At 70.6% G+C, this 24,810-nt stretch carries 20 protein-coding genes; 13 read left to right on the forward strand and 7 right to left on the reverse strand.

The window, feature by feature from the left end; all coding sequences use genetic code 11:
• Positions 1–6 precede the first annotated feature (6 nt).
• The 3 genes from AC5Y4Z_RS02815 (at position 7) to AC5Y4Z_RS02825 (ending at position 5,748) form a co-directional block, all read left to right on the forward strand.
• Positions 7–2,043, forward strand: a complete 2,037-nt coding sequence (locus tag AC5Y4Z_RS02815) for a serine/threonine-protein kinase (protein WP_499960738.1) — start codon at positions 7–9, stop codon at positions 2,041–2,043.
• Positions 2,044–2,167: 124 nt separating this feature from the next.
• Positions 2,168–4,336, forward strand: coding sequence for an excinuclease ABC subunit UvrB (gene uvrB, locus AC5Y4Z_RS02820; protein WP_499960740.1), 2,169 nt, complete (start codon positions 2,168–2,170; stop codon positions 4,334–4,336).
• On the forward strand, positions 4,333–5,748 hold the full coding sequence (locus AC5Y4Z_RS02825; protein WP_499960742.1) for an MFS transporter: 1,416 nt from the start codon (positions 4,333–4,335) through the stop codon (positions 5,746–5,748). The genes uvrB and AC5Y4Z_RS02825 overlap by 4 nt, the downstream gene beginning before the upstream one ends.
• Here the strand turns inward: AC5Y4Z_RS02825 and AC5Y4Z_RS02830 are convergent.
• Positions 5,718–7,295, reverse strand: a complete 1,578-nt coding sequence (locus tag AC5Y4Z_RS02830; protein WP_499960929.1) for a mannosyltransferase — start codon at positions 7,293–7,295, stop codon at positions 5,718–5,720. The genes AC5Y4Z_RS02825 and AC5Y4Z_RS02830 overlap by 31 nt on opposite strands.
• Positions 7,296–7,408: 113 nt before the next feature.
• Between AC5Y4Z_RS02830 and AC5Y4Z_RS02835 the strand changes: the two genes are divergently transcribed.
• The 3 genes from AC5Y4Z_RS02835 to AC5Y4Z_RS02845 are packed head-to-tail and all read left to right on the forward strand — an operon-like array spanning position 7,409 to position 8,531.
• Positions 7,409–7,852, forward strand: a complete 444-nt coding sequence (locus AC5Y4Z_RS02835; RefSeq protein ID WP_499960743.1) for a universal stress protein — start codon at positions 7,409–7,411, stop codon at positions 7,850–7,852.
• 53 nt (positions 7,853–7,905) lie between these two features.
• Positions 7,906–8,154: a type II toxin-antitoxin system Phd/YefM family antitoxin gene (locus tag AC5Y4Z_RS02840; protein WP_499960745.1), complete on the forward strand. Its 249-nt coding sequence runs from the start codon at positions 7,906–7,908 to the stop codon at positions 8,152–8,154.
• Positions 8,151–8,531, forward strand: a complete 381-nt coding sequence (locus tag AC5Y4Z_RS02845) for a type II toxin-antitoxin system VapC family toxin (protein ID WP_499960746.1) — start codon at positions 8,151–8,153, stop codon at positions 8,529–8,531. Before AC5Y4Z_RS02840 ends, AC5Y4Z_RS02845 begins: the two co-directional genes overlap by 4 nt.
• A 36-nt stretch (positions 8,532–8,567) precedes the next feature.
• On the opposite strand, the gene AC5Y4Z_RS02850 is transcribed toward AC5Y4Z_RS02845, so the two are convergent.
• Entirely contained in the window at positions 8,568–9,245 is a 678-nt protein-coding gene (locus tag AC5Y4Z_RS02850) for an MBL fold metallo-hydrolase (protein ID WP_499960747.1), read from the reverse strand.
• Between the two features lie 102 nt (positions 9,246–9,347).
• Between AC5Y4Z_RS02850 and uvrA the strand changes: the two genes are divergently transcribed.
• The gene (gene uvrA, locus AC5Y4Z_RS02855) at positions 9,348–12,254 is read left to right on the forward strand and encodes an excinuclease ABC subunit UvrA (RefSeq protein WP_499960748.1); all 2,907 of its coding nucleotides are present in this window, start codon (positions 9,348–9,350) and stop codon (positions 12,252–12,254) included.
• 55 nt (positions 12,255–12,309) lie between these two features.
• Here the strand turns inward: uvrA and AC5Y4Z_RS02860 are convergent, their stop codons facing one another.
• The 3 genes from AC5Y4Z_RS02860 to AC5Y4Z_RS02870 are packed head-to-tail and all read right to left on the reverse strand — an operon-like array spanning position 12,310 to position 14,142.
• Positions 12,310–13,482, reverse strand: a complete 1,173-nt coding sequence (locus AC5Y4Z_RS02860) for a winged helix DNA-binding domain-containing protein (RefSeq protein WP_499960749.1) — start codon at positions 13,480–13,482, stop codon at positions 12,310–12,312.
• Between the two features lie 3 nt (positions 13,483–13,485).
• Positions 13,486–13,713: a PspA/IM30 family protein gene (locus AC5Y4Z_RS02865; RefSeq protein ID WP_499960750.1), complete on the reverse strand. Its 228-nt coding sequence runs from the start codon at positions 13,711–13,713 to the stop codon at positions 13,486–13,488.
• 9 nt (positions 13,714–13,722) lie between these two features.
• Positions 13,723–14,142, reverse strand: a complete 420-nt coding sequence (locus AC5Y4Z_RS02870; protein ID WP_499960751.1) for a DUF6653 family protein — start codon at positions 14,140–14,142, stop codon at positions 13,723–13,725.
• A 528-nt stretch (positions 14,143–14,670) separates the two neighbouring features.
• Between AC5Y4Z_RS02870 and AC5Y4Z_RS02875 the strand changes: the two genes are divergently transcribed.
• Positions 14,671–15,387: a hypothetical protein gene (locus AC5Y4Z_RS02875; RefSeq protein WP_499960752.1), complete on the forward strand. Its 717-nt coding sequence runs from the start codon at positions 14,671–14,673 to the stop codon at positions 15,385–15,387.
• Between the two features lie 109 nt (positions 15,388–15,496).
• Positions 15,497–17,386, forward strand: coding sequence for a putative bifunctional diguanylate cyclase/phosphodiesterase (locus tag AC5Y4Z_RS02880; RefSeq protein ID WP_499960754.1), 1,890 nt, complete (start codon positions 15,497–15,499; stop codon positions 17,384–17,386).
• Here the strand turns inward: AC5Y4Z_RS02880 and AC5Y4Z_RS02885 are convergent.
• Together AC5Y4Z_RS02885 and lysX are read right to left on the reverse strand one after the other, a co-directional pair.
• Positions 17,383–18,894, reverse strand: a complete 1,512-nt coding sequence (locus AC5Y4Z_RS02885) for an alpha/beta hydrolase (RefSeq protein WP_499960930.1) — start codon at positions 18,892–18,894, stop codon at positions 17,383–17,385. The genes AC5Y4Z_RS02880 and AC5Y4Z_RS02885 overlap by 4 nt on opposite strands.
• 70 nt (positions 18,895–18,964) lie before the next feature.
• On the reverse strand, positions 18,965–22,294 hold the full coding sequence (lysX, locus tag AC5Y4Z_RS02890) for a bifunctional lysylphosphatidylglycerol synthetase/lysine--tRNA ligase LysX (protein WP_499960755.1): 3,330 nt from the start codon (positions 22,292–22,294) through the stop codon (positions 18,965–18,967).
• A gap of 386 nt (positions 22,295–22,680) precedes the next feature.
• On the opposite strand from lysX, the gene infC reads away from it, so the two are divergent.
• From infC to AC5Y4Z_RS02910, 4 genes are read left to right on the forward strand one after another with little or no spacing between them, the layout of a single operon-like run.
• Positions 22,681–23,277, forward strand: a complete 597-nt coding sequence (infC, locus tag AC5Y4Z_RS02895; protein WP_499960931.1) for a translation initiation factor IF-3 — start codon at positions 22,681–22,683, stop codon at positions 23,275–23,277.
• A 44-nt stretch (positions 23,278–23,321) separates the two neighbouring features.
• Complete coding sequence (rpmI, locus tag AC5Y4Z_RS02900) at positions 23,322–23,516, forward strand: 50S ribosomal protein L35 (protein ID WP_083139999.1); 195 nt, start codon at positions 23,322–23,324, stop codon at positions 23,514–23,516.
• A 43-nt stretch (positions 23,517–23,559) separates the two neighbouring features.
• A complete protein-coding gene (gene rplT, locus AC5Y4Z_RS02905) occupies positions 23,560–23,955 on the forward strand; it encodes a 50S ribosomal protein L20 (protein WP_085204515.1) in 396 nt (131 codons plus the stop codon).
• 17 nt (positions 23,956–23,972) lie between these two features.
• The gene (locus AC5Y4Z_RS02910; protein ID WP_499960757.1) at positions 23,973–24,743 is read left to right on the forward strand and encodes a TrmH family RNA methyltransferase; all 771 of its coding nucleotides are present in this window, start codon (positions 23,973–23,975) and stop codon (positions 24,741–24,743) included.
• Positions 24,744–24,810: the final 67 nt, after the last annotated feature.

Below are 24,810 nucleotides of genomic sequence, written 5' to 3' on the forward strand. Positions count from 1 at the left end.
CCGTAGATGGACGAACGTAGGGGGGCCACCCGGCGCCTCGACGCCGGGCGACGGCTGCTGAGCAACCCGCGGCTGGCCCGCGAGGCCCTGCGCGCGGGCTTTCACTCGCTGCCCTCGGCGACCGTCGCGCACCTGTTCCACCGCATCCCGCCGGTCAACTCGACGCCGGACGCCCCGGCCGGAGGCTCGCGCCTGAGCGGCGGCGCGCCGTTCGCCGGGTACACGATCCTGCGGCAACTCGGCGCGGGCGGCATGGCGGAGGTCTACCTGGCGTTGCACCCCCGCCTGCCGCGCCGCGACGTGATCAAGGTGCTGGCCGAGGCCGTCACCGCCGACAGCGAGTTCCGCGAGCGGTTCAACCGGGAGGCCGACCTGGCGGCCACGCTGTGGCACCCGCACATCGTCGGGGTGCACGACCGGGGCGAATTCGACGGGCAGCTCTGGATTTCCATGGACTACGTCGAGGGCACCGACGCCGCGCGGCTGGTCAAGGAGCGCCGCGCCGACGGACAGGAGGGGCTGCCGGTCGGCGAGGTGTGCGCCATCGTGCGGGCCGTCGCCGGCGCGCTGGACTACGCGCACGACCGCGGCCTGCTGCACCGCGACGTCAAGCCGGCCAACATCCTGCTCACCCACCCCGAGGAGGGGGAACGCCGAATCCTGTTGGCGGACTTCGGCGTTGCGCGCCACCTCGCCAACATCAGCGGCATCACCGAGACCAACGTCGCTGTGGGCACCGTGGCCTACGCCGCGCCCGAGCAGCTGACGGGTTCCAACATCGACGGCCGGGCGGACCAATACGCGTTGGCCGCCACGGCTTTTCACCTGCTCACCGGGGCGCCGCCCTTCCAGCACTCCAACCCCGTCGCGGTGATCAGCCAGCACCTGCACGAGGACCCGCCGCGGCTCAGCGACTTCCGCCCGGAGCTGGCCGACCTCGACGACGTCTTCGCCAAAGCCCTTGCCAAGCAACCGCAGGACCGGTTCGAGCGGTGCCGCGCGTTCGCGTCCGCCTTGGAGGCCGACACTGCGGCCGCGGTCACCGAGCCGGTCTCGGACACGGGGGCCGCCCCCGACGCCGGGCCGCCGTCGCCCCCGCGGGGTCTGCGGCACCGGTTCTCCTCCCGCACCCGGTGGGCGGCCGCGCTGGTGTGCGCCGTGCTGATCGCGATCGCGGCGACCTGGTCGACCCTGTACTCGTTCGAGCCGCAGGGCCCGCCGCCCAACAACCCGGCGCTCGCCGCCAAGCCGTCCGCGCCGGCGCCCGGCGCCGCGCCCCTGACGCCCGGGGGACCGGCGCTGAGCGGCACCTACCGGTTGACCTTCGACCGCAGCAAGCAGACCACCAACGGCGTCCCGATCCGGCACGACGGGGCCGCCACCAGCTGGTGGGCCTTCCGCTCGGCGTGCACCGCCGACGGGTGCGCGGCCACCGGCACCGAGCTCAACCAGGCCAACCACCAGATGGCCAGCACCGCCGACGGCGGCCGCACCGACGCGCTGCGCTTCGTCGCCGGCTATTGGCAGGGCACGCCCCAGCAGGTTCGGCTGGGCTGCACCCAGCCGAACGGACAGGTCCGGGCCACCCAGCAGGAGACGATCGCGTGGTCGCTGGCGCCGCAGGCCGACGGCACCCTGCGCGGCACGGTGACGGAGACGGCGCTCAGCAACGAGTGCGGCGCCCAGGGCGCCGTGGTGCGGGTGCCGGTGGTCGCCGCCCGCACGGGCGACGCCCCGAGCGTGCCCCTGGCCGATCCCGCCCAGGTGATCAGCGCGTCGGCCACGCCGTCGCGCCCGGTGCCGCCCGTCCTCGGCGGGCTGTGCGGCGACGTCGACAAGCTCGCCTACGACCCGACCAACAACGAGCAGGTCGTCTGCGAGGGCAACAGCTGGGCCCGGGCGCCCATCACGATGGGCATGCACGCCTCCGGCAGCTCGTGCGACCGGCCCAACACCTCGGTGTTCGCCATGACCACCTCGAACGACGGCTACCTGCTGCAATGCGATCCGGTCACCCGGACCTGGACCCGCCCCTCCCACTAGGGCTCCCCTTCAACCGCGAGCGGCCGCGTCTGTACGGTGACACGCCGGCACATGTGGCATTTTGCGGACGCTCGCGGCACCGGCGGCGGCGCCACTTGTCGGTGCGCCGCCTTACCCTGTTGGCATGGCCTTCGCCACTGAACATCCGGTAATCGCGCACTCGGAATACCGCCCCGCCGCCGAGGAGGTGGCGGGGCTGGTGCGCACCGGCGGCCACTTCGAGGTGGTCAGCCCGCACGCCCCGGCCGGCGACCAGCCCGCCGCCATCGACGAGCTGGAGCGGCGGATCAGGGCGGGGGAGCGCGACGTGGTGCTGCTCGGCGCCACCGGCACCGGCAAGTCGGCCACCACGGCGTGGCTCATCGAACGGCTGCAGCGCCCCACCCTGGTGATGGCGCCGAACAAGACGCTGGCCGCCCAGCTGGCCAACGAGCTGCGAGAGATGTTGCCGCACAACGCCGTCGAGTACTTCGTGTCGTACTACGACTACTACCAGCCCGAGGCCTACATCGCGCAGACCGACACCTACATCGAGAAGGACAGCTCGATCAACGACGACGTCGAACGCTTAAGGCACTCCGCCACGTCGTCGCTGCTGTCGCGCCGGGACGTGGTGGTGGTGGCGTCGGTGTCGTGCATCTACGGCCTGGGCACCCCGCAGTCCTACCTGGACCGCTCGGTGGAGCTGCGGGTCGGCACCGAGGTGCCCCGCGACGGGCTGCTGCGGCTGCTGGTCGACGTCCAGTACAGCCGCAACGACCTGTCGTTCACCCGCGGCTCGTTCCGGGTGCGCGGCGACACCGTCGAGATCATCCCGTCCTATGAGGAACTGGCGGTGCGCATCGAGTTCTTCGGCGACGAGATCGAGGCCCTCTACTACCTGCACCCGCTGACCGGTGAGGTGATCCGCCAGGTCGACTCGCTGCGGATCTTTCCCGCCACGCACTACGTGGCCGGCCCGGAGCGGATGTCGCACGCGATCTCGACCATCGAGGAGGAGCTCGCCGAGCGGCTCGCCGAGTTCGAGAGCCAGGGCAAGCTGCTGGAGGCCCAGCGGCTGCGGATGCGCACCAACTACGACATCGAGATGATGCGCCAGGTCGGGTTCTGCTCGGGCATCGAGAACTACTCGCGGCACATCGACGGCAGGCCGGCCGGGTCCGCTCCGGCGACCCTGCTGGACTACTTCCCGGAGGACTTCCTGCTCGTCATCGACGAGTCGCACGTCACCGTGCCGCAGATCGGCGGCATGTACGAGGGCGACATCTCGCGCAAGCGCAACCTGGTCGACTACGGGTTCCGGCTGCCGTCGGCCATCGACAACCGGCCGCTGACCTGGGAGGAGTTCGCCAGCCGGATCGGGCAGACGGTGTACCTGTCGGCCACGCCCGGCCCCTACGAGCTGAGCCAGACCGGCGGCGAGTTCGTCGAGCAGGTGATCCGGCCCACCGGCCTGGTGGACCCCAAGGTGGTGGTCAAACCCACCAAGGGCCAGATCGACGATCTGATCGGCGAGATCCGCAAGCGCGCCGACGCCGACGAGCGGGTGCTGGTGACGACGCTGACCAAGAAGATGGCCGAGGACCTCACCGACTACCTGCTCGAGATGGGCATCCGGGTGCGCTACCTGCACTCCGAGGTCGACACCCTGCGCCGGGTCGAGCTGCTCAGACAGCTGCGGCTCGGCGACTACGACGTGCTGGTCGGCATCAACCTGCTGCGCGAGGGCCTCGACCTGCCCGAGGTGTCGCTGGTGGCCATCCTCGACGCCGACAAGGAGGGGTTCCTGCGGTCGACTCGCAGCCTGATCCAGACCATCGGGCGCGCCGCCCGCAACGTGTCCGGCGAAGTGCACATGTACGCCGACAAACTCACCGACTCGATGAAGGAGGCCATCGACGAGACCGAGCGGCGCCGCGCCAAGCAGATCGCCTACAACGAGGCCAACGGCATCGACCCGCAGCCGCTGCGCAAGAAGATCGCCGACATCCTCGACCAGGTCTACCGCGAGGCCGACGACAGCGAAACCGTCGAAATGGGTTCGGGGCGCAGCATTTCCCGCGGCCGGCGCGCCCAGGGCGAGCCCGGCCGCGCCGTCAGCGCCGGCGTGTTCGAGGGCCGAGACACCGCCAACATGCCGCGCGCCGAGCTGGCCGACCTGATCAAGGACCTCACCGCCCAGATGATGGCCGCCGCCCGCGACCTGCAGTTCGAGCTCGCGGCGCGGTTCCGCGACGAGATCGCCGACCTGAAGAAGGAACTGCGCGGGATGGACGCCGCCGGCCTGAAGTGACGCACACCGACAACGTCACCGGCAGCTGGCGTGAGCTGCTGGGCGCCCGGCACCTGGGCACGTCGGTCGTGCTGGCCGGCGGCGTCGCGCTGTACGCCACCAACGAGTTCCTGACCATCAGCCTGCTGCCCAACACCGTCGCCGAGATCGGCGGCAGCCGCCTGTACGCCTGGGTGACCACCCTGTACCTGGTCGGGTCGGTGGTGGCGGCCACCATGGTCAACCCGATGCTGGTCCGCGTCGGGGCGCGCCCGTCCTACCTGATCGGGCTGGCCCTGTTCGGCGCGTCGAGCCTGGCGTGCGGGGCGGCCCCCAACATGGAGACCCTGATCGCCGCCCGCGCCCTGCAGGGCGTGGCCGGCGGGCTGCTGGCCGGCCTCGGCTACGCGGTGATCAACGCGGCGCTGCCGCGCTCGCTGTGGACGCGGGCCTCGGCGCTGGTGTCGGCGATGTGGGGCGTGGCGACGGTGGTCGGGCCCGCGACGGGCGGGCTGTTCGCGCAGTTCGGGCTGTGGCGGTGGGCGTTCGTGGCGATGGCGGTTCTGACGGCGCTGATGGCCGTGCTGGTGCCGGTCGCGCTGCCCGCCGGGCGCGCCGAAAACGCCGACGCCACACCGGTTTTGCGGGTGCCGGTGTGGTCGCTGCTGCTGATCGGCGCGGCGGCCCTGGCCGTCAGCGTCGCCCAGCTGCCGCACCACGTCGCCGCGACCGCCGGGCTGCTCGCCGCCGCGGTGGTACTGGTCGGGTTGTTCGCGGTCGTCGACTGGCGGGCGCGCGCAACGGTGTTGCCGCCCAGCGTGTTCGGGCCCGGGCCGTTGAAGTGGATCTACCTGAGCATGGGCGTGCTGATGATCGGCGCGATGGTGGATACCTACGTGCCGTTGTTCGGCCAGCGGCTGGCGCACCTGTCGCCGGTGGCGGCGGGCTTCCTGGGCGCGGCGCTGGCCGTCGGCTGGACGGTCTCGGAGATCGTCAGCGCGTCGCTGGAGAACCCGCGCGCGATCGGGCGGGTGATCGCGGTCGCGCCCGTGGTGGTGGCGTCAGGGCTGGCGCTGGGCGCGCTGACCCAGCGCGACAACGCGTCGGCCGGCATCGTCGCGGCCTGGACGCTCGCGCTGCTGGTGGCCGGGACCGGGATCGGCATGGCGTGGCCCCACTTGTCCGTGCGCGCAATGGATTCCGTCGACGACCCGGCCGAGGGCGTCGCGGCGGCCGCGGCCATCAACACCGTGCAGCTCGTCTCGGGGGCGTTCGGCGCCGGTATCGCCGGCGTCGTCGTCAACGCCACGCGGGGCGGCGAGGCCGCGGCGGCCCGCTGGCTGTTCGCGGTGTTCACCGCGCTGACCGCCGCCGGGGTCGTCGCGTCGTACCTCGCGACCCGTCAGCGCACCGACTTGACGACCTGCGAGTAGTGGAACTGCCACCGCTCGACGATGTGGAAGCCCAGGTAGCCCGGGAACCGGTACGCGGGCGCGCGCCCGAAGGCCTTTCCGGGCGGCAGTGACGGGCCCGCCTGGTGATCGGGCAGCGACGGGTCGTGGTCGGTGATCGTCCAGATCGCCGGGCACTTGTTGATCTTGGCCGTCGTCAGCCACACCGCCACGTGGCCGTCCCACAGCCAGCCGACCTTGGGGCCGTAGGGGCCGCGCTCGACGTCGATCAGCGACCGGAAGGCCGCCGGCCGGGTGGCCAGCAGCGCGCGGATCGGCCCGGGCCGCCAGGGCACGGCGTTGTCGACCATCAGACAGTCCCCGGGCGCGGCGTGCGAGCCGATCAGGTCGGCCACCTGGCTGTAGTCCCAGCCCTCCTTGGCGTACGGCCAGCGCTGCGTGAACAGGTAGTTCGGCAGCGCGGCGACCGCGAACAGCAACACGACGGCCGCGATCGGCCACGGCTTGCGCGCGATCGTGACGATGCAGACGGCCATGACGACGGCCGCCGCGGGCGCGGTGAAGATCAGGTAGCGCGGGTAGTAGATCGGTTCGCTGACGGCCGAGTAGACGACCACGATCGCGGTGGGCAGCGCGATCCACGCCGCGCAGCTCAGCAGCAGGGCGCGGGTGTCGCCCGCCGGGCCGCGAACGCCCCTGAGCGCCACCACGATTGCCACCCCGACGAGCACGCCCGTGCAGATGGCGAACGGGACGCTGTGGTCGAAGTACTGCCGCAGGATGATGTCGAAGGCGTAGTGCCAGCTGACCGGGTAAATCCAGTTGACCTGCCACACCTGGTTGTGGGCGAACACCAGGAACGGCGTCATGGCCCCGACGGCGACGGCCGAGCTGACCGCCCACCGGACGGCCGGGGATCGGCGCGATCCCCTGGGCACCAGCAACGGCAGCATCGCGGCGTAGACCGGGACCAGCAGCACCAGGTTGAGGTTCAGCAGGATCGACACCATCAGCGCCGGCGCGTAGCCCAGCCACCACCGGGCCCGGTTGCGCCGGGCGGCGGCGACGAACAGCACCGTCAGCCAGATCGCGGCGGCGGCGGCGAACGCATACGAGCGCGCTTCCATGCCCGCCCAGGTGGTGCGCGGCAGGATGGCGAACACGGCGCCCGCGCACAGCGGGGTGGCGCGGCCCTCGACGAACTGTCGGGTGAACACCGTGACGCCGGCGGTGGCCGCGCCGATCGCCAGCGCGCTGGGCAGCCGCGACCAGAATTCGGTCGGCGGAAAAACCGCGAACCAACCGTGCATGACCAGGTAATACAGCCCGTGCACGGCGTCGATGTGGCCGAGCAGCTTCCACAGCTCGGGCAGCGTCCGGCTGGCCGAGGCCGAGATCGTGGCGCCCTCGTCGAACCACAGCGACGGCCGGCACGCCCACGCGGCGCTGACGGCGGCCGCGAACACGGCGAGCGCCCACGGATCGAGCAACCGGCCGCGCGGGCGGGCGGGCGCGGCATAGTTATCGGCGCCGGGATCCTCGGAGGCGCGCGGCTCGGCGGTGGACATGGCCATGATGCTTGTCACTGTAGGGCGCGCCGAGTGGCTAATCTGATCCCCTCTTTATCCGGCAAACGCGATACTGTCTTGGGTTGGCTGACCAACCGAAACTGGGAGGGTAAATGAGCGCCTATCGGACCGTGGTGGTCGGGACCGACGGCTCGGATTCATCGATGCGGGCGGTGGATCGGGCGGCCCAGATCTCAGGGGCGGACACCAAGCTGATCATCGCTTCGGCGTACCTGCCCCAGCACGAGGACACCCGGGCCGCCGACGCGCTGCGCGACGAGAGCTACAAGGTGTCCGGCACCGCCCCGATCTACGCGATCCTGCAGGACGCCAAGGAGCGCGCGCACGCCGCCGGCGCCAAGAACGTCGAGGAGCGGCCGATCGTCGGCGCGCCGGTCGACGCCCTGGTCAAGCTGGCCGAGGACGAGAAGGCCGACCTGCTGGTCGTCGGCAACGTCGGCCTGAGCACCATCGCGGGCCGCCTGCTGGGCTCGGTGCCGGCCAACGTCTCCCGCCGGGCCAAGGTCGACGTGCTGATCGTGCACACCACCAGCTAGTCGGGCCGTTCCGCCGAACGTAGCACAAGTACCACAAGTGCTACATTGGGGGTATGACAGTCGTTGGATTGCGCGAACTACGACAGAACGCATCCGAACTCGTCCGGCGCGCCGAAAGCGGCGAAGAAATCACCATCACCGTGGCCGGCCGCCCGGGAGCCCGCCTCGTTCCCGCATCCCCGCGGTCCTGGAGGATGTGGGCCGACGTCGCCGAACTTTTCGCCGGGAACGCCGATCCCGAGTGGGCTGCCGACCGCGAGGCGATCGCCGATGAACTGCGCGACCCGTGGGCGCAGCAGTGAGAGCGATCCTCGACACCAGCGTGGTCATCGCGAGGGACGTCGAGCCCCTGGACGGTGAGCTGGCCATATGCGCAATCACCTTGGCGGAGCTTCACTTCGGGGTCCTGGTTGCCAAGCAACAAAGCGTGCGCTCGGAGCGGCTGCGGCGCCTGCTGTTCGTTCAGCGGCAGTTCGACGCGTTGCCCATGGATGACGCCGTGGCCGCGAGTTACGGTCAAGTGGCGGCAGCGGTCGTCGACGCGGGACGTCAGCCGCGAGCACGATCGATGGACCTGTTGATAGCGGCCACCGCGCACGCGCATGCGGCCCGGCTCTACACCCGCAACGCCGACGACTTCGAGGGCCTGGCCGGGCTGGTCGACGTCGTGCCGGTCTGACCCGCGTACGCGCCCCAGCCGCCCGGCGCGGGCATTTCACCACCCTCGCTCACGCCACTCCGCTAGATGCGGCCGCTCCGCGCCCAGCACCGTGTCGTCGCCGTGGCCGGGGTAGATGACCGTGGCGTCGTCGTAGACGTCGAACACCCGGGCCGTGACGTCCTCGAGCAGCTGGTCGAAATCCCCGGGCTGCCACGTCTTGCCCACCCCACCCGGGAACAGGCAGTCGCCGGTGAACAGCTGGGTGACCCCACCGGTCGCGGGACCGTCGAGCGCCAGCGCGATCGATCCGGGCGTGTGCCCGCGCAGGTGGATGACGTCGAAGCTCAGCTCGCCGATGCGCACGGTGTCGCCGCCCGCCAGCAAACGATCCGGTTTGACCGGCAGCGCCTCGGCGTCGATCTCGTTGGCCGCCGTCGGCGCGCCCGTCGCCTCGGCCACGGCCTGCAGCGCCTGCCAGTGATCGAAGTGCTGGTGGCTGGTCACGATCAGGGACACCTTGGGCGCGTGCTGCCGGATCAGGGCGATCAGGTCGTCGGCGTCGTTGGCGGCGTCGATCAGCAGCGTTTCGCCCGTGGCGGAACACGTCACCAGATAGGCGTTGTTGTCCATGGGGCCGACCGACGCCTTTAGAATCGTGGCGCCGGGTAGGGTCCGGCGGGCCGCGGTGCCGGGGTCGACGTGTCCGGTGTAGTCGTCGTTCAGGACGGTCATAGCGGCCACGTTACTGGTCCGGAATGTCTTGTCGGTATGGCCACATAGCATGGGATGCGGTGTGCGCACTATCTGCTATCCCAAGTCGTGAGAGGGGTCGCGTTGGCTGACCGCCTGATCGTCAAGGGCGCCCGCGAGCACAACCTGCGCGGCGTCGACCTCGACCTGCCCCGCGACTCGTTGATCGTGTTCACGGGCCTGTCCGGGTCGGGCAAGTCCTCGCTGGCGTTCGACACCATCTTCGCCGAGGGCCAGCGCCGCTACGTGGAGTCGCTGTCGGCCTACGCCCGCCAGTTCCTCGGGCAGATGGACAAGCCGGACGTCGACTTCATCGAGGGGCTGTCCCCGGCCGTGTCGATCGACCAGAAGTCGACCAACCGCAACCCGCGATCGACCGTCGGGACCATCACCGAGGTCTACGACTACCTGCGGCTGCTATATGCCCGCGCCGGCACCCCGCACTGCCCGGTCTGCGGCCACCGCATCGCCCGCCAGACGCCCCAGCAAATCGTCGACCAGGTGCTGGCGATGCCGGAGGGCACCCGGTTTTTGGTGCTCGCGCCGGTGGTGCGCACCCGCAAGGGCGAGTTCGCCGACCTGTTCGACAAGCTCAACGCCCAGGGCTACAGCCGGGTGCGCGTCGACGGCGTGGTGCACCCGCTGGCCGACCCGCCGAAGCTGAAGAAGCAGGAGAAGCACGACATCGAGGTGGTGGTCGACCGCCTGACCGTCAAGGCCACCGCCAAGCAGCGGCTGACCGACTCGGTGGAGACCGCGCTGAACCTGGCCGACGGCATCGTGGTGCTGGAGTTTCCCGACGACCACGACGAGCACGGCCACCCCCGCGAGCAGCGCTTCTCGGAGAAGCTGGCCTGCCCCAACGGACACGCGCTGGCCGTCGACGACCTGGAACCGCGGTCGTTCTCGTTCAACTCGCCCTACGGCGCCTGCCCCGAGTGCACCGGGCTGGGCATCCGCAAGGAGGTCGACCCCGACCTGGTGGTGCCCGACCCGGAGCGCACCCTGGCCGAGGGCGCGGTGGCGCCGTGGTCGACGGGCCACACCGCCGAGTACTTCACCCGGATGATGGCCGGGCTGGGCGACGAGCTGGGCTTCGACGTCGACACCCCGTGGCGCAAGCTGCCCGCCAAGGCGCGCAAGGCGATCCTCGAGGGCTCCGACCACCAGGTGCACGTGCGCTACCGCAACCGCTACGGCCGCACCCGGTCCTACTACGCCGATTTCGAGGGCGTGCTGGCGTTTTTGCAGCGCAAGATGGCCCAGACCGAATCCGAGCAGATGAAGGAGCGCTACGAGGGGTTCATGCGCGACGTGCCCTGCCCGGAGTGCGAGGGTACCCGCCTCAAGCCGGAGATCCTGGCGGTGACGCTGGCCGCGCGGGAGCGCGGCCACAAGTCCATCGCCGAGGTGTGCGACCTGTCCATCTCGGACTGCTCGGACTTCCTGCAGCGGCTCACCCTGGGGCCGCGCGAGCAGGCGATCGCCGGGCAGGTGCTCAAGGAAATCCAGTCGCGGCTCGGGTTTTTGCTGGACGTGGGCCTGGACTACCTGTCGCTGTCGCGGGCGGCGGCCACGCTGTCCGGCGGTGAGGCCCAACGCATCCGGCTGGCCACGCAGATCGGTTCCGGCCTGGTGGGCGTGCTCTACGTGCTCGACGAGCCGTCCATCGGGCTGCACCAGCGCGACAACCGTCGGCTCATCGAAACCCTCACCCGCTTAAGGGATTTGGGGAACACGCTGATCGTCGTCGAGCACGACGAGGACACCATCGCGCACGCCGACTGGATCGTGGACATCGGGCCGCGGGCCGGCGAGCACGGCGGCCAGATCGTGCACAGCGGCACCTACGCCGAGCTGCTGGCCAACAAGGACTCGATCACCGGCGCCTACCTGTCGGGCAAGGAGCGCATCGAGATCCCCGCGATCCGCCGGCCCGTCGACCGGCGCCGCCAGCTGACCGTCGTCGGCGCCCGCGAGCACAACCTGCGCGGCATCGACGTGTCGTTCCCGCTGGGCGTGCTGACCGCGGTGACCGGGGTGTCGGGGTCGGGCAAGTCCACGCTGGTCAACGACATCCTCGCGGCGGTGCTGGCCAACCGGCTCAACGGCGCCCGGCAGGTTCCCGGCCGGCACACCCGGGTCACCGGGCTGGATCACCTGGACAAGCTGGTGCGGGTGGACCAGTCGCCGATCGGGCGCACGCCGCGGTCCAACCCGGCCACCTACACCGGGGTGTTCGACAAGATCCGGACGCTGTTCGCGGCCACCACCGAGGCGAAAGTCCGTGGCTACCAACCGGGTCGGTTCTCGTTCAACGTCAAGGGCGGCCGCTGCGAGGCGTGCACGGGCGACGGCACCATCAAGATCGAGATGAACTTCCTGCCCGACGTGTACGTGCCGTGCGAGGTCTGCCACGGCGCCCGGTACAACCGGGAAACCCTTGAGGTGCACTACAAGGGCAAGACCATCTCCGAGGTGCTGGACATGTCGATCGAGGAGGCGTGCGGCTTCTTCGAGCCGATCACCGGCATCCACCGCTACCTGCGCACGCTCGTCGACGTCGGGCTGGGCTACGTGCGGCTGGGCCAGCCCGCGCCGACGCTGTCCGGCGGCGAGGCGCAGCGCGTCAAGCTCGCCGCCGAGCTGCAGAAGCGCTCGACCGGGCGGACCGTCTACATCCTCGACGAGCCCACCACCGGCCTGCACTTCGACGACATCCGCAAGCTGCTGGGCGTCATCAACGGCCTTGTCGACAAAGGCAATACGGTCATCGTCATCGAACACAACCTGGACGTGATCAAGACGTCGGACTGGATCGTCGACATGGGGCCGGAGGGCGGCGCCGAGGGCGGAACCGTCGTCGCCGAGGGCACCCCGGAGGACATCGCCGCGGTGCCGGAGAGCTACACCGGCAAGTTCCTGGCCGAGGTCCCGGGTGTCGGGGCGCCTGCCACCCCACCCCGGCGGCGCCGCAAAGCCAGCGCCTAATTGACTCTGCGCTGAGGGTGCGCCCCACTCGCACTTGTGCGCCGTGGACGCAGGGTCAACCCGCCGACTGCGACAGCGGCGACGGGAAGCGCGGGCTGATCCGCACCCCGTCCAGCCACGCGGTGAGGTCGTCGGCTTGCCGCTGCAGGGCGCGGCGCCCGTCGCGGCCGGGATCCTCGAGCAGCTGCAGCCGGACGCGGGCGCCGTCATCCTGGTACCAGCCGCCCACCACCCGCCCGTTGCACCACGCCGTCGGGCCGCCGTTGCCGTTCCGGTCGAACACCCGGGTGCGGTGGTCGCCGAGATACCAGTCGCGCTGCGACCAGCCCATCGTCGTGGCGTCCAGGCCCGGCAGCAGCGCGGCCCACGGCGGCGCCTCGGGTTCGGGATCGAGGTCGTCGGGCAGCGCCCAGCCGGTCCCGCTGCCGTGCAGGTCGACTTCCACCGCGCCGACGTCGGCCAGCGCAATGCGGGTGGCCGTCATGGTGGTGCCGAACCACCACGCGATGTCGGCGGCGCCGGCGGGCCCGAACGTCGCCAGCCACCGGCGGACCAGGCCGGCGCGGGCCTGGCGGTCGGGGAGCGGGTCGCCCGGCTCGCCGAGCCAGTCGCCGGTGGTGGCCCACCGCGGCCGCGACACCGTCCAGCGTCCGTCGTTGGGCCCGCGCACGATCTCACCCCGCGCCGACAGCACGGTCAGCACCCGCGGGGCGAGCGGAACCGTTCCGCCCCAACGCTTCCCGGGCGCCGGGTCGTACGTTCCGGCCAGCTCGGGCAGCGCGGCCCGAAGCTCGGTGCTGCTGGCCGGCCCGTGGGCGCCGAGGTGGCGCAGCACCGCGGCGCCGGCCTCGTCGAGCCAGCGGTCGCCGTCGTCGGCCACCCCCGCCTTGCGCACGTCGGCGGCCAGCCGGCGGCGTTCGTTGTCGGCGACCCGGTCGCTGCACGCCGGCTGGATCAGCGGCAGGTCGTCGCCGGCCACCACCCACAGCGTCCGGCGCATCGCGAGATGCCGGACCGCCGAGCGCTTCTCGTACAGCGCGGCGTCGAGGTCGGCGGTCGCGAAACCCGGCACCCGCGCCCACAGCGACAGGTAGGGCGTGGCCGGATCGGTCGCGTGCAGCCCGACCAGCCCGGCGATGACCCGCGTGATAGGCGGCGCTTCACCGCTTGCCAGGAAATGCCTGCGCGCCAGGCGGTTACGCCGCTCGTCGACGGTGAAGGTGCGCACGGGTCAGCGATCGCGATCGCGCATCGACTCCCGGATCTGCGCCAGCCGCTCGGCCGCCGCGCGTTGCCGCTCGTCGTACTGCTCCTCGACGGAGCGACCCGCGCCGGCGTCGAGCTCCGCGGCGCCCTCGGCCGTCGCGTAGCGGGACTCGATCTTGTCCCGCACGGACTCGAAGGTCGGCAGGCCGGAGCTGTCGTAGCCGGGATCGGGTGGGGTCGGTTCGTCGGGCATAACGCCAAACTACTGATGACGCTCGAAATAGCGCACCATCTGCTGCCAATACACCAGCGTCAGGGTCATCTGCACCGCGGTCGCGACCACGGCCGGCACCACCCGGCGCCGCCGCGCGGCGACGACGGCGCACAGCGCGGCCGCCGACGTCACCGCGCTGACGAGCGTCGCGGCGTCGCGGGGCCGGCGGCTGACCCACAGCTCCTCGCCCAGCATCGCCCGGGTCGACCAGGCGCGGTGCTGCGCCGGCTTGCCGAACACGAACGGGTTGACGGCGAACCACAGCGCGACCAGGGCCGCGTGGCTCCAGCGCCGGGTCCACACCGGCACGAGCGTCAACGGCGTCGTCGCCCAGCGCGTCCACGCGCTCCACGGATTGCAGTGCCGGGCGAATATCGCGCGCCGGAAGCGCGCCACGGCTGGCCACACGCCACCAGTCTGCAACAGCTCCCGCCCGCGGCGGCCGGTCGGTCAAAAGACGGGCCCGGCGAAATGCGCCGCAATTCCACGCCGGCGGAAAACTCGTCCCATTCCCTCGGACAGCGTGCAGCTAATCTTGCCGCCGCCGCCCGCCGGCGCCCGAAGAATCCGGAGGTAGAGGCGGTAACGGCCGTCCGGTTGAATCATCTCAATGAGTAGAATGCGGGACGCGTCGAGCGGGGGTCGGCGCTGCTCGCGGACCATCCGGGATGGGCGCGTGCCGCCGTGGCCGAGCCCGGCGCGGCCGGCTTCGGGCTCGCCGGGACGGCCGGCAACGTCACGGAGAACGCCCGCGACCGCAAACTTTCGGCCCGTTGCCGTATACCGACCGGTAACACTAACGCTTTGGCGGCGGGAATCGAAGATCAAGAAAAGAAATACCGCCGGTTATTTGTCACGCGCCCATTTTAGGAAATAATTCAAGGCACGTCGGATGAATTAGCCCAGGATTCACGGTTAAGAAGCGAAGGGATACCCATGGTAGCGGCTCAGCTCAACGGCAGCACGATCGACGGCCCGTGGTTGGCGGGTGGGTCGGGTTGGCGTGACGAGGCGACCGGATGTTGGATCGCCGCTTCCACCCCGGAGGCGGAGCCCGAGTTGTGGGAGCAATACCTGGAAGGGGCGTTGCACAGCTACAGCCGGCACGGGCTGGAGTGGGTGCTCGACGTCGACGCGATCCGGGACGGCGCCGACACCACGCTGTTCTTCGCCGCGGTGGACCCCACGGGCCGGGTCGTCGGTGGCACCCGCGTGGTGGGGCCGCTGCGCAGGCCGGAGGACTCTCACGCGCTCGAGGAGTGGAACGGCAGCCCGGGCCGTCCCGTGCTGCGCCACATGATCGCCAACCGGATTCCCTTCGGCATCGTGGAGGTCAAAAGCGCCTGGACCAACACCAGCGACTACGGCAGCCGGGCGCTTTCGCGGGTCTTGGCGCGCACCGCAATGCCCATGATGACGCTGCTGGGCGTCCAGTTCGTCATGGCCACCGCGGCGGCCCACGTGTTGGAACAATGGCAATCCTCGGGTGGCGTCGTGGCCGGACGGGTGCCGGCGGCGGCCTATCCCAATGAGAACTATCGAACCAAGGTGATGTGGTGGGACCGCCGCACCATCGCGACGCACGCCGAACCCGAGCAATTTAAACTGATGTGCGCCGAAAGCTCCGAAATTCTCAGTCGCATTTCGGCTTGAGTCGTTCGGCGTTGGGGGGCACTTCCCGGCTACGCTGAGCAGCTGAAGACAGTGCCGGCACCGCGCCGCGCGCTCCGCGCCGGCCGGCGCGCGTCGAGGTAGCGAGGACATGGAAAAGACCACAGGTCCAAAGGCTTTGACGGCCATCGTCACCGATGTCGCAACCAAGCTCATGGGCGCCACGGCCAGCACCGCCACCGAGATCAGCACCGAGATACTGGCCGAATTGGTGGAGATCCTCGGCGTCGACGTGAGTTTCCTGCGCTACAACGACCACAGCATCCGCGCCACGGTCCTGGTGGCCGAGTGGCCGGTGCGCGCGGACAAGCCCGATCCCGACCCGCTGCAGACGATCTATTTCGCCGACGCGGACCCGATCTTCGCCCTGTGCGAAAACGCCAAAGAGCCAGTCATTTTGCGGCCCCAGGCCGAGCACGAGGACTACCAGCGCACGCTCTCGGAGGCGGGCGGCGTCCCGGAAGTGTCCATGGCCTCCGTCCCGCTGCTGTCCGCTGACGTCACCACCGGGGCGCTCGGCTTCATCAAGTTCGGCGACCGCGAGTGGACCCAGGAGGAGTTCAACACCCTCACGGTGGTCGCCACGATGTTCGCGCAAGTGCAGGCCCGGTTGAGCGTCGAGGACCAGCTGCGCTATCAGGCCGAGCACGACGACCTCACGGCGCTGCCCAACCGGCGAACCCTGGTGTCGCACCTGGATTATCGCCTGGTCGACGGGCGGCCGGGCCCGGTGTCGGTCCTGCTGTTCAACCTCGACCGGCTCAAGGCGATCAACGACTACCTCGGCCACGGCGCCGGCGACCAGTTCATCCGCGACTTCGCCACGCGGACAACCGAAGCGATGGCGGGGCGGGGGCTCATCGCGCGGCTCGGGGGCGACAAGTTCGTCGTCGTCCCGGCCGGGGAGATGGACCTCGCTACCGCCACCGGCCTCGCCGAGAGCCTGAGCCGGCAGGTGACGGACCACGTGACCATCGGCGGCGAGGTGCTGAACCGCACGGTGAGCGTCGGCGTCGCCGCCGGTGCGCCGGGCCAGGACTCGAGTCTGGACCTGCTGCGGCGCGCCGAAGAGGCGCTGATTTCGGCCAAGGGGACCGGGGGAGACAGCATCGGGGTGTTCTCCGCCGAAATGCTCACCCGCCGCGAGCTGCGCAACGACATCGAGCTGCACCTGCAGGCCGGCATCGAAACCGACGCCCTGTCCGTCCTGTACCTGCCCGAGGTGGACATGCTGACCGGAAAGGTGCTGGCCCTCGAGGCGCTGGTGCGGTGGCACCATCCCACCCGCGGGCTGCTGCTGCCCGACGAATTCGTCCCGGTGGCCGAGTCGATCAACCTCGCCGGGGAGCTCGGCAACTGGATCCTGAACGCCGCGTGCGCGCACCTGGCCGAGTGGCGCGCGCAGGGCGTCGGGCTCGACACCATGCTGCGCATCAACGTCTCACCGGCGCAGCTGGTCGCGCACGACTTGGTCAACACCGTCGAGCGCACCCTCAAGAAATTCGGTCTGGACGGCTCGTCGATCGGGCTGGAGATCACCGAGAGCATGCTGATCCGCGACCTGGTGAACACCCGGGCCACCCTGGTCGGACTCACCGAACTCGGGGTGGACATCGCCATCGACGACTTCGGCACCGGGTACAGCGCGATGGGCCTGCTGCGGACGCTGCCCGTCGGCACCCTGAAGATCGACCGCGGCTTCGTGCTGGACCTCGCCACCTCCGTCGACGACCTGGCGATCGTGCGGGCGGTCATCGGCCTGGCCCAGGCGCTGGACCTCAACGTCGTCGCCGAGGGCGTGGAGACCGAGGCCGCCGCGCAGGTCCTCGTCGACGAAGGGTGTTCGCACGCCCAGGGATTCCTGTTCTGCCAGCCCATCCCCGCCGAAGCGGCCGCGCTGCTGCTGGCCAGGGGTTCGGTTCCCGTCCGCATCAAAGCGACGCAGCCGCAACAGGAAAGCGACCAGCGGGGCGCCGGCTAGCGCGAGGCGTTCGCGTGCTCGGCCGGGACCACCGCGTTCGCCGGCAGCGCGGTCAACGGGGACGGCGCAATGCTGGGCAGCGGCGTGCGGGCGACCCCCGGGGTGCCGAGCCGGCCGGCCAGCCACGGCAGCGCGGCCGCGAAAGCCCGGTCCGCGAACGGCCAGTCGTGCTTGCCCGGCTGGGGCAGGACGGCGCAGTCGATGCCGTGGGCGCGGCCGAGCGCGCACAGCGAGTAGGCGGCCGCGGTCTGGTTGGTCGGGTTGGCCGCGGCGTCCCGGCTCGCGCGGCCCATCGCGCCGGCGTCGGCGATCGCCGGATCGCGCCGCGACGCCGCCGGGCCCTCCGACGAGATCGCGAACCAGCCGGCCACGTCGCGGTATTGGCCGTGCCGGGTGATCACGGTGGTGGGGTCGAAGGCCGCCCAGGCGTCGGCGTTCCCGCCGAACAGCCGGGCGATGGTCTGCGCCTTGGTGCCGGTGTTCGGGAAGAAGTCGCCGGCGACGTCGACGAAGGCGCTGAACAGCTCCGGGTGCATGACGGTCAGGTCCACCGCGCACGTCCCGCCCATCGACCAGCCGGCGACGCCCCAGCCGGCCCGGTCGGGGTTCACGCCGAACTGCGAAACCATGAACGGCACAACGTCTTTGGTCAGGTGGTCGGCCGCGTTGCCGCGGATCCCGTTGACGCATTCGGTGTCGTTGTTGAAGGCCCCGCCGGAGTCGACGAACACCAGCACGGGCGCCCTGCCGTCGTGGGCGGCCGCGAAGTCGTCGATCGTCTTGACCGCGTTGCCCGCGCGGGTCCAGTCGGCGGGGGTGTTGAACTGCCCGCCGATCATCATGACCGTCGGCAGCGCCGGCGGCGGGCTGCTGGAAAACCATTCGGGCGGCAGGTAGACCAGCTCGCCGCGGTGTTTGAAATGCGATGCGTCCGAGGGGATCACGACCGGCACCACGCTGCCGTGCGGCGGCCGGGTGCGGGTGGCGGCCATCGCGGTGACCGTCGCCGGGTCGGTCTGATCGGGCAGCGGGCCGGAGGTCAGCTGGCCCCACGCCGCCTGCACGGTCGGGAAGTAGCCGACCCACAGGTTGAGCACCAGCGCCGCGCAGAGCAAAGACAGCGGAACCGCAAGCGCCGTCGCGCCGCGCCGCCACGGCCGCGCTCCGCGCCACCCCAGAATCAGCACCGCCGCGGCGGCGCCGGCCAGCGCGATCCACAGCCACAGCGTCGCCGGCGCCGGTTCGTCGGACAGGCCGCGATCGACGACGTACCAGTGCGTCGCGTAGGCGACGGCGCCGCCGACCGCGCCCGCCACCGGCAGCCAGACCAGGCGCCAGCGCCGCGAGCGCCAGCCGACGGCCAGCGTCAGCACGACCCCGGCGGCGACCTGGATCGTCGTGGGCAGCCAGCCGTGCATCAGGGAGGTGTGGGCGCTCGCCAGCAACTGCCCCGTCGGGGGGGACGCGAGGGGCGCGAGGGCGGCGGCGGTCACGTCAGTCATTGTGATCCATTGTTAACCGCCCCGGAACGTAATCGGCCTAATGCCCGCCGCACGGACGGTGAACGGACGGGGCCCGCTAGTGGGGCTTGGCCAGCGGGAATGGCAGGGTCTCGCGGATGCTGCGGCCGGTTATGAGCATGACGAGCCGATCGACGCCCATGCCCAGCCCGCCGGTGGGCGGCATCGCGTACTCCATGGCCTGCAGGAAGTCCTCGTCGAGCTCCATCGCTTCGGGGTCCCCGCCGGCGGCCAGCAGCGACTGCTCCTGCAGGCGGCGGCGCTGCTCCACCGGGTCGGTCAGCTCGCTGTAGGCGGTGCCCAGTTCGACGCCCCAGGCCACCAGGTCCCACCGCTCGGCGACGCCGCGCCGGGTGCGGTGCGGCCGGGTCAGCGGCGACACCGAGGCGGGGAAGTCGATGTAGAACGTCGGCCGCTCGGTCCTGTCCTCGACCAGGTGCTCGTACAGCTCGAGCACCACCGCGCCGGCGTCCCAGTGCGCCCGGTAGGGGATGTGCGCGGCGTCCGACAGCTTGCGCAGCGCGGCCAGCGGCGTGTCGGGATCGACGGGTTCGCCCAGCGCCTCGGAGACCGCGTCGTAGACGGTCTTGACCGGCCAGTCGCCGGAGATGTCGACGGGCTCCAGGCGCCCGTCCGCGCCCGGGCGCAGCACGGTCTGTTCACCGGTGGCGGCCTGGGCGGCGTTCTGGATGAGCTCCCGGCAGCCGTCGATCCACACCGTGTAGTCGGCGTGCGCCTGGTAGGCCTCGAGCAGGGTGAACTCCGGATTGTGGCTGAAGTCGACGCCCTCGTTGCGGAAGGCGCGGCCCAGCTCGAAGACCTTCTCCACGCCGCCCACGCACAACCGCTTCAGGTACAGCTCGGGGGCGATGCGCAGGAACAGGTCCAGGTCGTAGGTGTTGATGTGGGTGACGAACGGGCGGGCGGTGGCCCCGCCGTGGACCTGTTGCAGGATCGGCGTCTCGACCTCGATGAACCCCTTGGCGAACAGGGTCTCGCGCACCGAGCGCAGCACGCAGCTGCGGGCCCTGATCAGCTCGCGCGACTCGGGATTGACCGCAAGGTCGACGTAGCGGGTCCGCACCCGCGCCTCGGGGTCGGTCAGCCCCTTCCACTTGTTCGGCAGCGGGCGCAGGCACTTGCCGATCATCCGCCAGTCGCGCACGATCAACGACCGGGTGCCGTTCTTGGAATAGCCCATGTGCCCGGCCATTTCGACCAGGTCGCCGAGGTCGATGGCCGCGGTGAAATCGGCGGTGCGGCCGCGCTCGAGGCGCGAATTGTCCAGCAGCACCTGCATTTCGCCCGACCAGTCGCGCACCTGGGCGAACAGCACGCCGCCGAAATCGCGGATCCGCAGGATGCGGCCGGACACCGACACGGATTCCTGGTCGTTGGCGTCCAGCGCGGCGGCGATCGTGTGGCTCGGCGGGGACCCCACCGGGTAGGCGTCAACGCCGTTGCGCTGCAAGGTCTTCAGCTTGGCCAGCCGCACCCGCACCTGTTCGGGCAGGCGGGCCCGGGTCTCCTCCGCCTCGGCGACGCCGGCGCTGTGCTGCAGCCCGCTCACGTCCGGCGCCGACCCGTCGTGGTGCAGCAGCCCGGACTCGGCCAGCCGGGCCGGCACGGCCGGGTGGTGGCCGGTGTGCACCTTGTCGCGCCGGCTGAACGGCAGCACCAGGAAGCCCTCGGCGATCACCGAGGCCACGCCGACGCGCGGGATCAGGCGGGCGTCCTCGTAGCAGGCGTAGCGCGGGACCCACTGCGGTTGGTACTTCATGTTGGAGCGGTACAGGGTCTCCAGCTGCCACCACCGCGAGAAGAACAGCAAAAAGCCGCGCCACAGCCGGGCGACCGGGCCGGCGCCCAGCTGCGCGCCCTGCTCGAACGCGGACCGGAACATCGCGAAGTTCAGCGAAATGCGGATGATGCCAAGGCCTTCGGCGTTCAGGGCGAGCTCGCTGACCATCAGTTCGATGGTGCCGTTGGGCGACTGGGGGGACCGGCGCATGAGGTCCAGGGAGACGCCGGTGCTGCCCCACGGGACCAGCGACAGCATCGCCACCACGGCGCCCCCGCGGTCCAGCGCCTCGACCAGCAGGCAGTCCCCGTCGGCCGGGTCGCCGAGCCGGCCCAGCGCCATCGAGAACCCGCGCTCGGTTTGGGTGTCGCGCCAGGCGTCGGCGCGCGAAATGGTGGCGGCCATCTCGTCGGCCGACATGTCGCGGTGCCGGCGGATGCGCACGGTCAGCCCGGCCCGGCGGGCGCGCGTCACCGCCTGGCGCACCCCGCGCATGTCGGGACCGGACAGCTTGAAGTCGGACGCGAGCAGGATCGCCTCGTCGCCGAGTTCGAGGGCGTTGAGGCCGGCCTCCCGAAACACCTGGGCCCCTTGGGAGCTGGCGCCCATGACGCCGGGCGCCCACCCGTACGTCTGGCACAACGCCAGCCACGCGTCGACGGCCTGGGGCCACGCCCTCGGGTCGCCCACCGGGTCGCCGCTGGCGAGGCAGACACCGATTTCGACGCGGTAGGTGATGGCGGCGCGGCCGCTGTGGGCGAACACCACCGACTTGTCGCGGCGGGTGGCGAAGTAGCCCAACGAGTCGTTCTTGCCCCACAACTCGAGCAGGCCGCGGATGGCGGACTCGTCCTCGCCGGTGAGCGCGTTGTCGGCGCGCTGAGACTGGAACAGCACGATCGTCGCCGCGATCAGCGCCAGCGCGCCGAACAGCCCGAAGATGGCGGACAGCAGGACGTGCGGGCGGCCGGTGAAGGCCTCGCGGTCGACCAGGGAGAAGCCGACGACGCGGTTGACCACGTACCAGAAGCGCGAGTCCGGCGCCAGGGTGCCCGGCCACATCTCGACCAGGCCCCAGGAGGCCAGGATGCCGATCACGTCGCCGGCGACCAGCACCGCGGCGGCCTTGACCAGCGCGGCCCTGCGGACCTTGGCCCAGAACTGCCGGTAGGCCAGGACCAGCAGCACGATCGCGACGATGTGGAAGGCGAAGCCGAGGTTCTCGCCGAAGGATTCGGAGGCGGTGTTGTCGCCCCCGGCGATGTCGGCGGCGTTGAGCCCCGCGGCGAGGATCATGTTGATCAGCAGCAGCAGCCAGGCGATGCGTTTGCGCGCGGTCAGCGCCGCGGCCAGCAACGCCAGCACGAACGACCACGCGATGCTGGTGTCGGGGAAGTTGAACAGGTAGGCGTTGATGAACTCCCGCGGCGGCTTGATCAGCCACCGGATCAGCGGTGACACGCTGCCGAGCAGGGACAGGGTGGCGATGACGCCGACGATCCAGCCCGCCGCGGCCGGTACCCAGCGATACCGGGGATTCGGCTGGCTGCCCGACCGGGGCCCCGGATGACGAGGAGCGAGTGTCACAGACCGCGAGGATATGCCCTAAAGCCGTGAAAATCCTGGCGAAGCGCCAAGAGCCGCCGGGGTCGGTTGCCGCCCGTCCCGCCGCGGACGTGCGGGAAGGCGCCTGGTGGCTGCTAAACTGTCGACTGCGACCGTCCCGGCCGACGCCGGGAACAGTAAGTGGAGTCCCACTCCCACCGCTGGCCACGAGAGCGTTTTTCAAGGTACAGCGGTCCGGTCACAGGCATCGTGGATGCCTGTTTCGCGCGGCAGCGCGGGCGGCGTGACCAGTTCACCAGCCGCGATCGGTCGGCATTGGGCCCTGCTTGTGCAGGGCTTTTTTGCTGGTGGGGTGTGTTCACCGCTACGGACGCTGAGCACAACAGAAGCCCAACAAGGGAGGCCCCATCAGCACTGAGACCCGCGTCAACGAGCGCATCCGCGTACCTGAAGTCCGATTGATCGGCCCGGGAGGGGAGCAGGTAGGCATAGTGCGCATCGAAGACGCACTGCGCGTCGCCGCGGACGCCGATCTCGATCTCGTCGAAGTTGCCCCCAACGCCAGACCACCGGTCTGCAAGATCATGGACTACGGCAAGTTCAAATACGAGGCGGCGCAAAAGGCGCGCGAATCCCGCCGGAACCAGCAGCAGACCGTCGTCAAAGAACAAAAGCTGCGACCAAAGATCGACGATCACGACTACGAGACGAAGAAGGGCCACGTGATCCGCTTCCTGGAGGCGGGATCCAAGGTCAAGGTCACCATCATGTTTCGCGGACGTGAGCAGTCGCGGCCCGAGCTGGGCTACCGATTGCTGCAGCGGCTGGGCGCCGACGTCGCCGAATACGGCTTCGTCGAAACCTCGGCCAAGCAGGACGGCCGCAACATGACGATGGTGCTGGCACCGCACCGCGGCGCGAAGACCCGCGCCAGGGCGCGCCACCCCGAGGGGCCCGGCGGCGCGGACGCCGACGCGGGGACCGAGAACCCGTCAGCCAACTGAGCCCACCGACCGACACGAGCGAGAAGTAGAGAAGTAGAGGAAACATGCCCAAGGCCAAGACCCACAGCGGGGCGTCGAAACGGTTCCGGCGCACCGGCACCGGAAAGATCGTGCGGCAGAAAGCCAATCGGCGCCACCTGCTCGAGCACAAGCCGACCAAGCGAACCCGGCGGCTCGACGGCCGCACGGTGGTGGCGGCCAACGACACCAAGCGCGTCAACAAGCTGCTCAACGGCTGACCCTGTCCATTTACGTCTAAAGCTCTAAAAGTTAGGAACATCCATGGCACGCGTGAAGCGGGCGGTCAACGCCCACAAGAAGAGGCGCAGCGTCCTGAAGGCCTCGAAAGGCTATCGCGGCCAGCGGTCCCGGCTCTACCGCAAAGCCAAAGAGCAGCAACTGCATTCGCTGAACTACGCCTACCGCGACCGCCGCGCCCGCAAGGGCGAGTTCCGCAAGTTGTGGATCTCGCGGATCAACGCCGCCGCGCGCGCCAACGACATCACCTACAACCGGTTGATCCAGGGCCTCAAGGCCGCCGGCGTCGAGGTGGACCGCAAGAACCTCGCCGACATCGCGATCACCGACCCGGCCGCGTTCACCGCGCTCGTTGACGTCGCCCGCGCGGCGCTGCCCGACGACGTCAACGCCCCGTCGGATTCCGGAGAGGCCGCCTAACGGCCGCCGACCCGGCGGTGCTCACCGAGCGCTCGGCCCGGGTGGCCGCGGCGGTCAAACTGCATCGGCACGTCGGCCGCCGGCGCGCCGGACGATTCCTCGCCGAAGGCCCGAACCTGCTCGAGGCGGCCGGCGCGCGCGGGTTGGTCCGCGACGTGTTCGCCACCGAGGCCGCGGCGCAGCGGCACGAGTCGCTGCTGGCCGCGGTGGGCCGCCCGGTGCACCTGGTCAGCGAGCGGGCCGCAAAGGCGTTGTCCGACACCGTGACCCCGGCGGGGCTGGTCGCGGTGTGCGACATGCCGCAGACCCGGCTCGACGGCGCGCTGGCCGCGCCGCCACGACTGGTCGCCGTTCCCGTCGGGATCGGCGAACCCGGCAACGCCGGCACGCTCATTCGCATCGCCGACGCCATGGGCGCGGGCGCGGTGCTCCTCGCGGGACATAGCGTCGACCCCTACAACGGCAAGTGCCTGCGCGCGTCGGCCGGCAGCATCTTCTCAATCCCCGTCGTGGTCGTGGCCGACGCGGAGGTTGCCCTCGCCGCGCTGCGCGGCGCCGGGCTACAAATCCTGGCGACGACGGTGGACGGCGAGACGCCCCTCGACGCGGCGGACCTGGCCCGCCCGACGGCGTGGCTGTTCGGGCCCGAATCCCATGGCCTGCCGGCCGAATTGGCCGAACAAGCCGACCACCGCGTGCGCATCCCGATGGCCGGCGGGGCGGAAAGCCTCAACGTGGCGTCCGCCGCTTCGATCTGCCTGTATCAGAGCGCGCGGGCGCTGGGCTGAATGCCTTCGCCGCCGAGACTGCGGTGAGCGCTACCCGCAGTCGCGAAAACGCGCTCTCACCGCAGGC

The organism is Mycobacterium sp. NGS63, from assembly GCF_059812295.1.

Bases quoted from the DNA above. Each gene is read 5' to 3' on its own strand.
- AC5Y4Z_RS02815 (WP_499960738.1), top strand. From the start codon at position 7: ATGGACGAACGTAGGGGGGCCACCCGGCGCCTCGACGCCGGGCGACGG.
- uvrB (WP_499960740.1), top strand. From the start codon at position 2,168: ATGGCCTTCGCCACTGAACATCCGGTAATCGCGCACTCGGAATACCGC.
- AC5Y4Z_RS02830 (WP_499960929.1), bottom strand. From the start codon at position 7,295: ATGTCCACCGCCGAGCCGCGCGCCTCCGAGGATCCCGGCGCCGATAAC.
- AC5Y4Z_RS02835 (WP_499960743.1), top strand. From the start codon at position 7,409: ATGAGCGCCTATCGGACCGTGGTGGTCGGGACCGACGGCTCGGATTCA.
- AC5Y4Z_RS02840 (WP_499960745.1), top strand. From the start codon at position 7,906: ATGACAGTCGTTGGATTGCGCGAACTACGACAGAACGCATCCGAACTC.
- AC5Y4Z_RS02850 (WP_499960747.1), bottom strand. From the start codon at position 9,245: ATGACCGTCCTGAACGACGACTACACCGGACACGTCGACCCCGGCACC.
- AC5Y4Z_RS02865 (WP_499960750.1), bottom strand. From the start codon at position 13,713: ATGCCCGACGAACCGACCCCACCCGATCCCGGCTACGACAGCTCCGGC.
- AC5Y4Z_RS02875 (WP_499960752.1), top strand. From the start codon at position 14,671: ATGGTAGCGGCTCAGCTCAACGGCAGCACGATCGACGGCCCGTGGTTG.
- AC5Y4Z_RS02880 (WP_499960754.1), top strand. From the start codon at position 15,497: ATGGAAAAGACCACAGGTCCAAAGGCTTTGACGGCCATCGTCACCGAT.
- rpmI (WP_083139999.1), top strand. From the start codon at position 23,322: ATGCCCAAGGCCAAGACCCACAGCGGGGCGTCGAAACGGTTCCGGCGC.
- rplT (WP_085204515.1), top strand. From the start codon at position 23,560: ATGGCACGCGTGAAGCGGGCGGTCAACGCCCACAAGAAGAGGCGCAGC.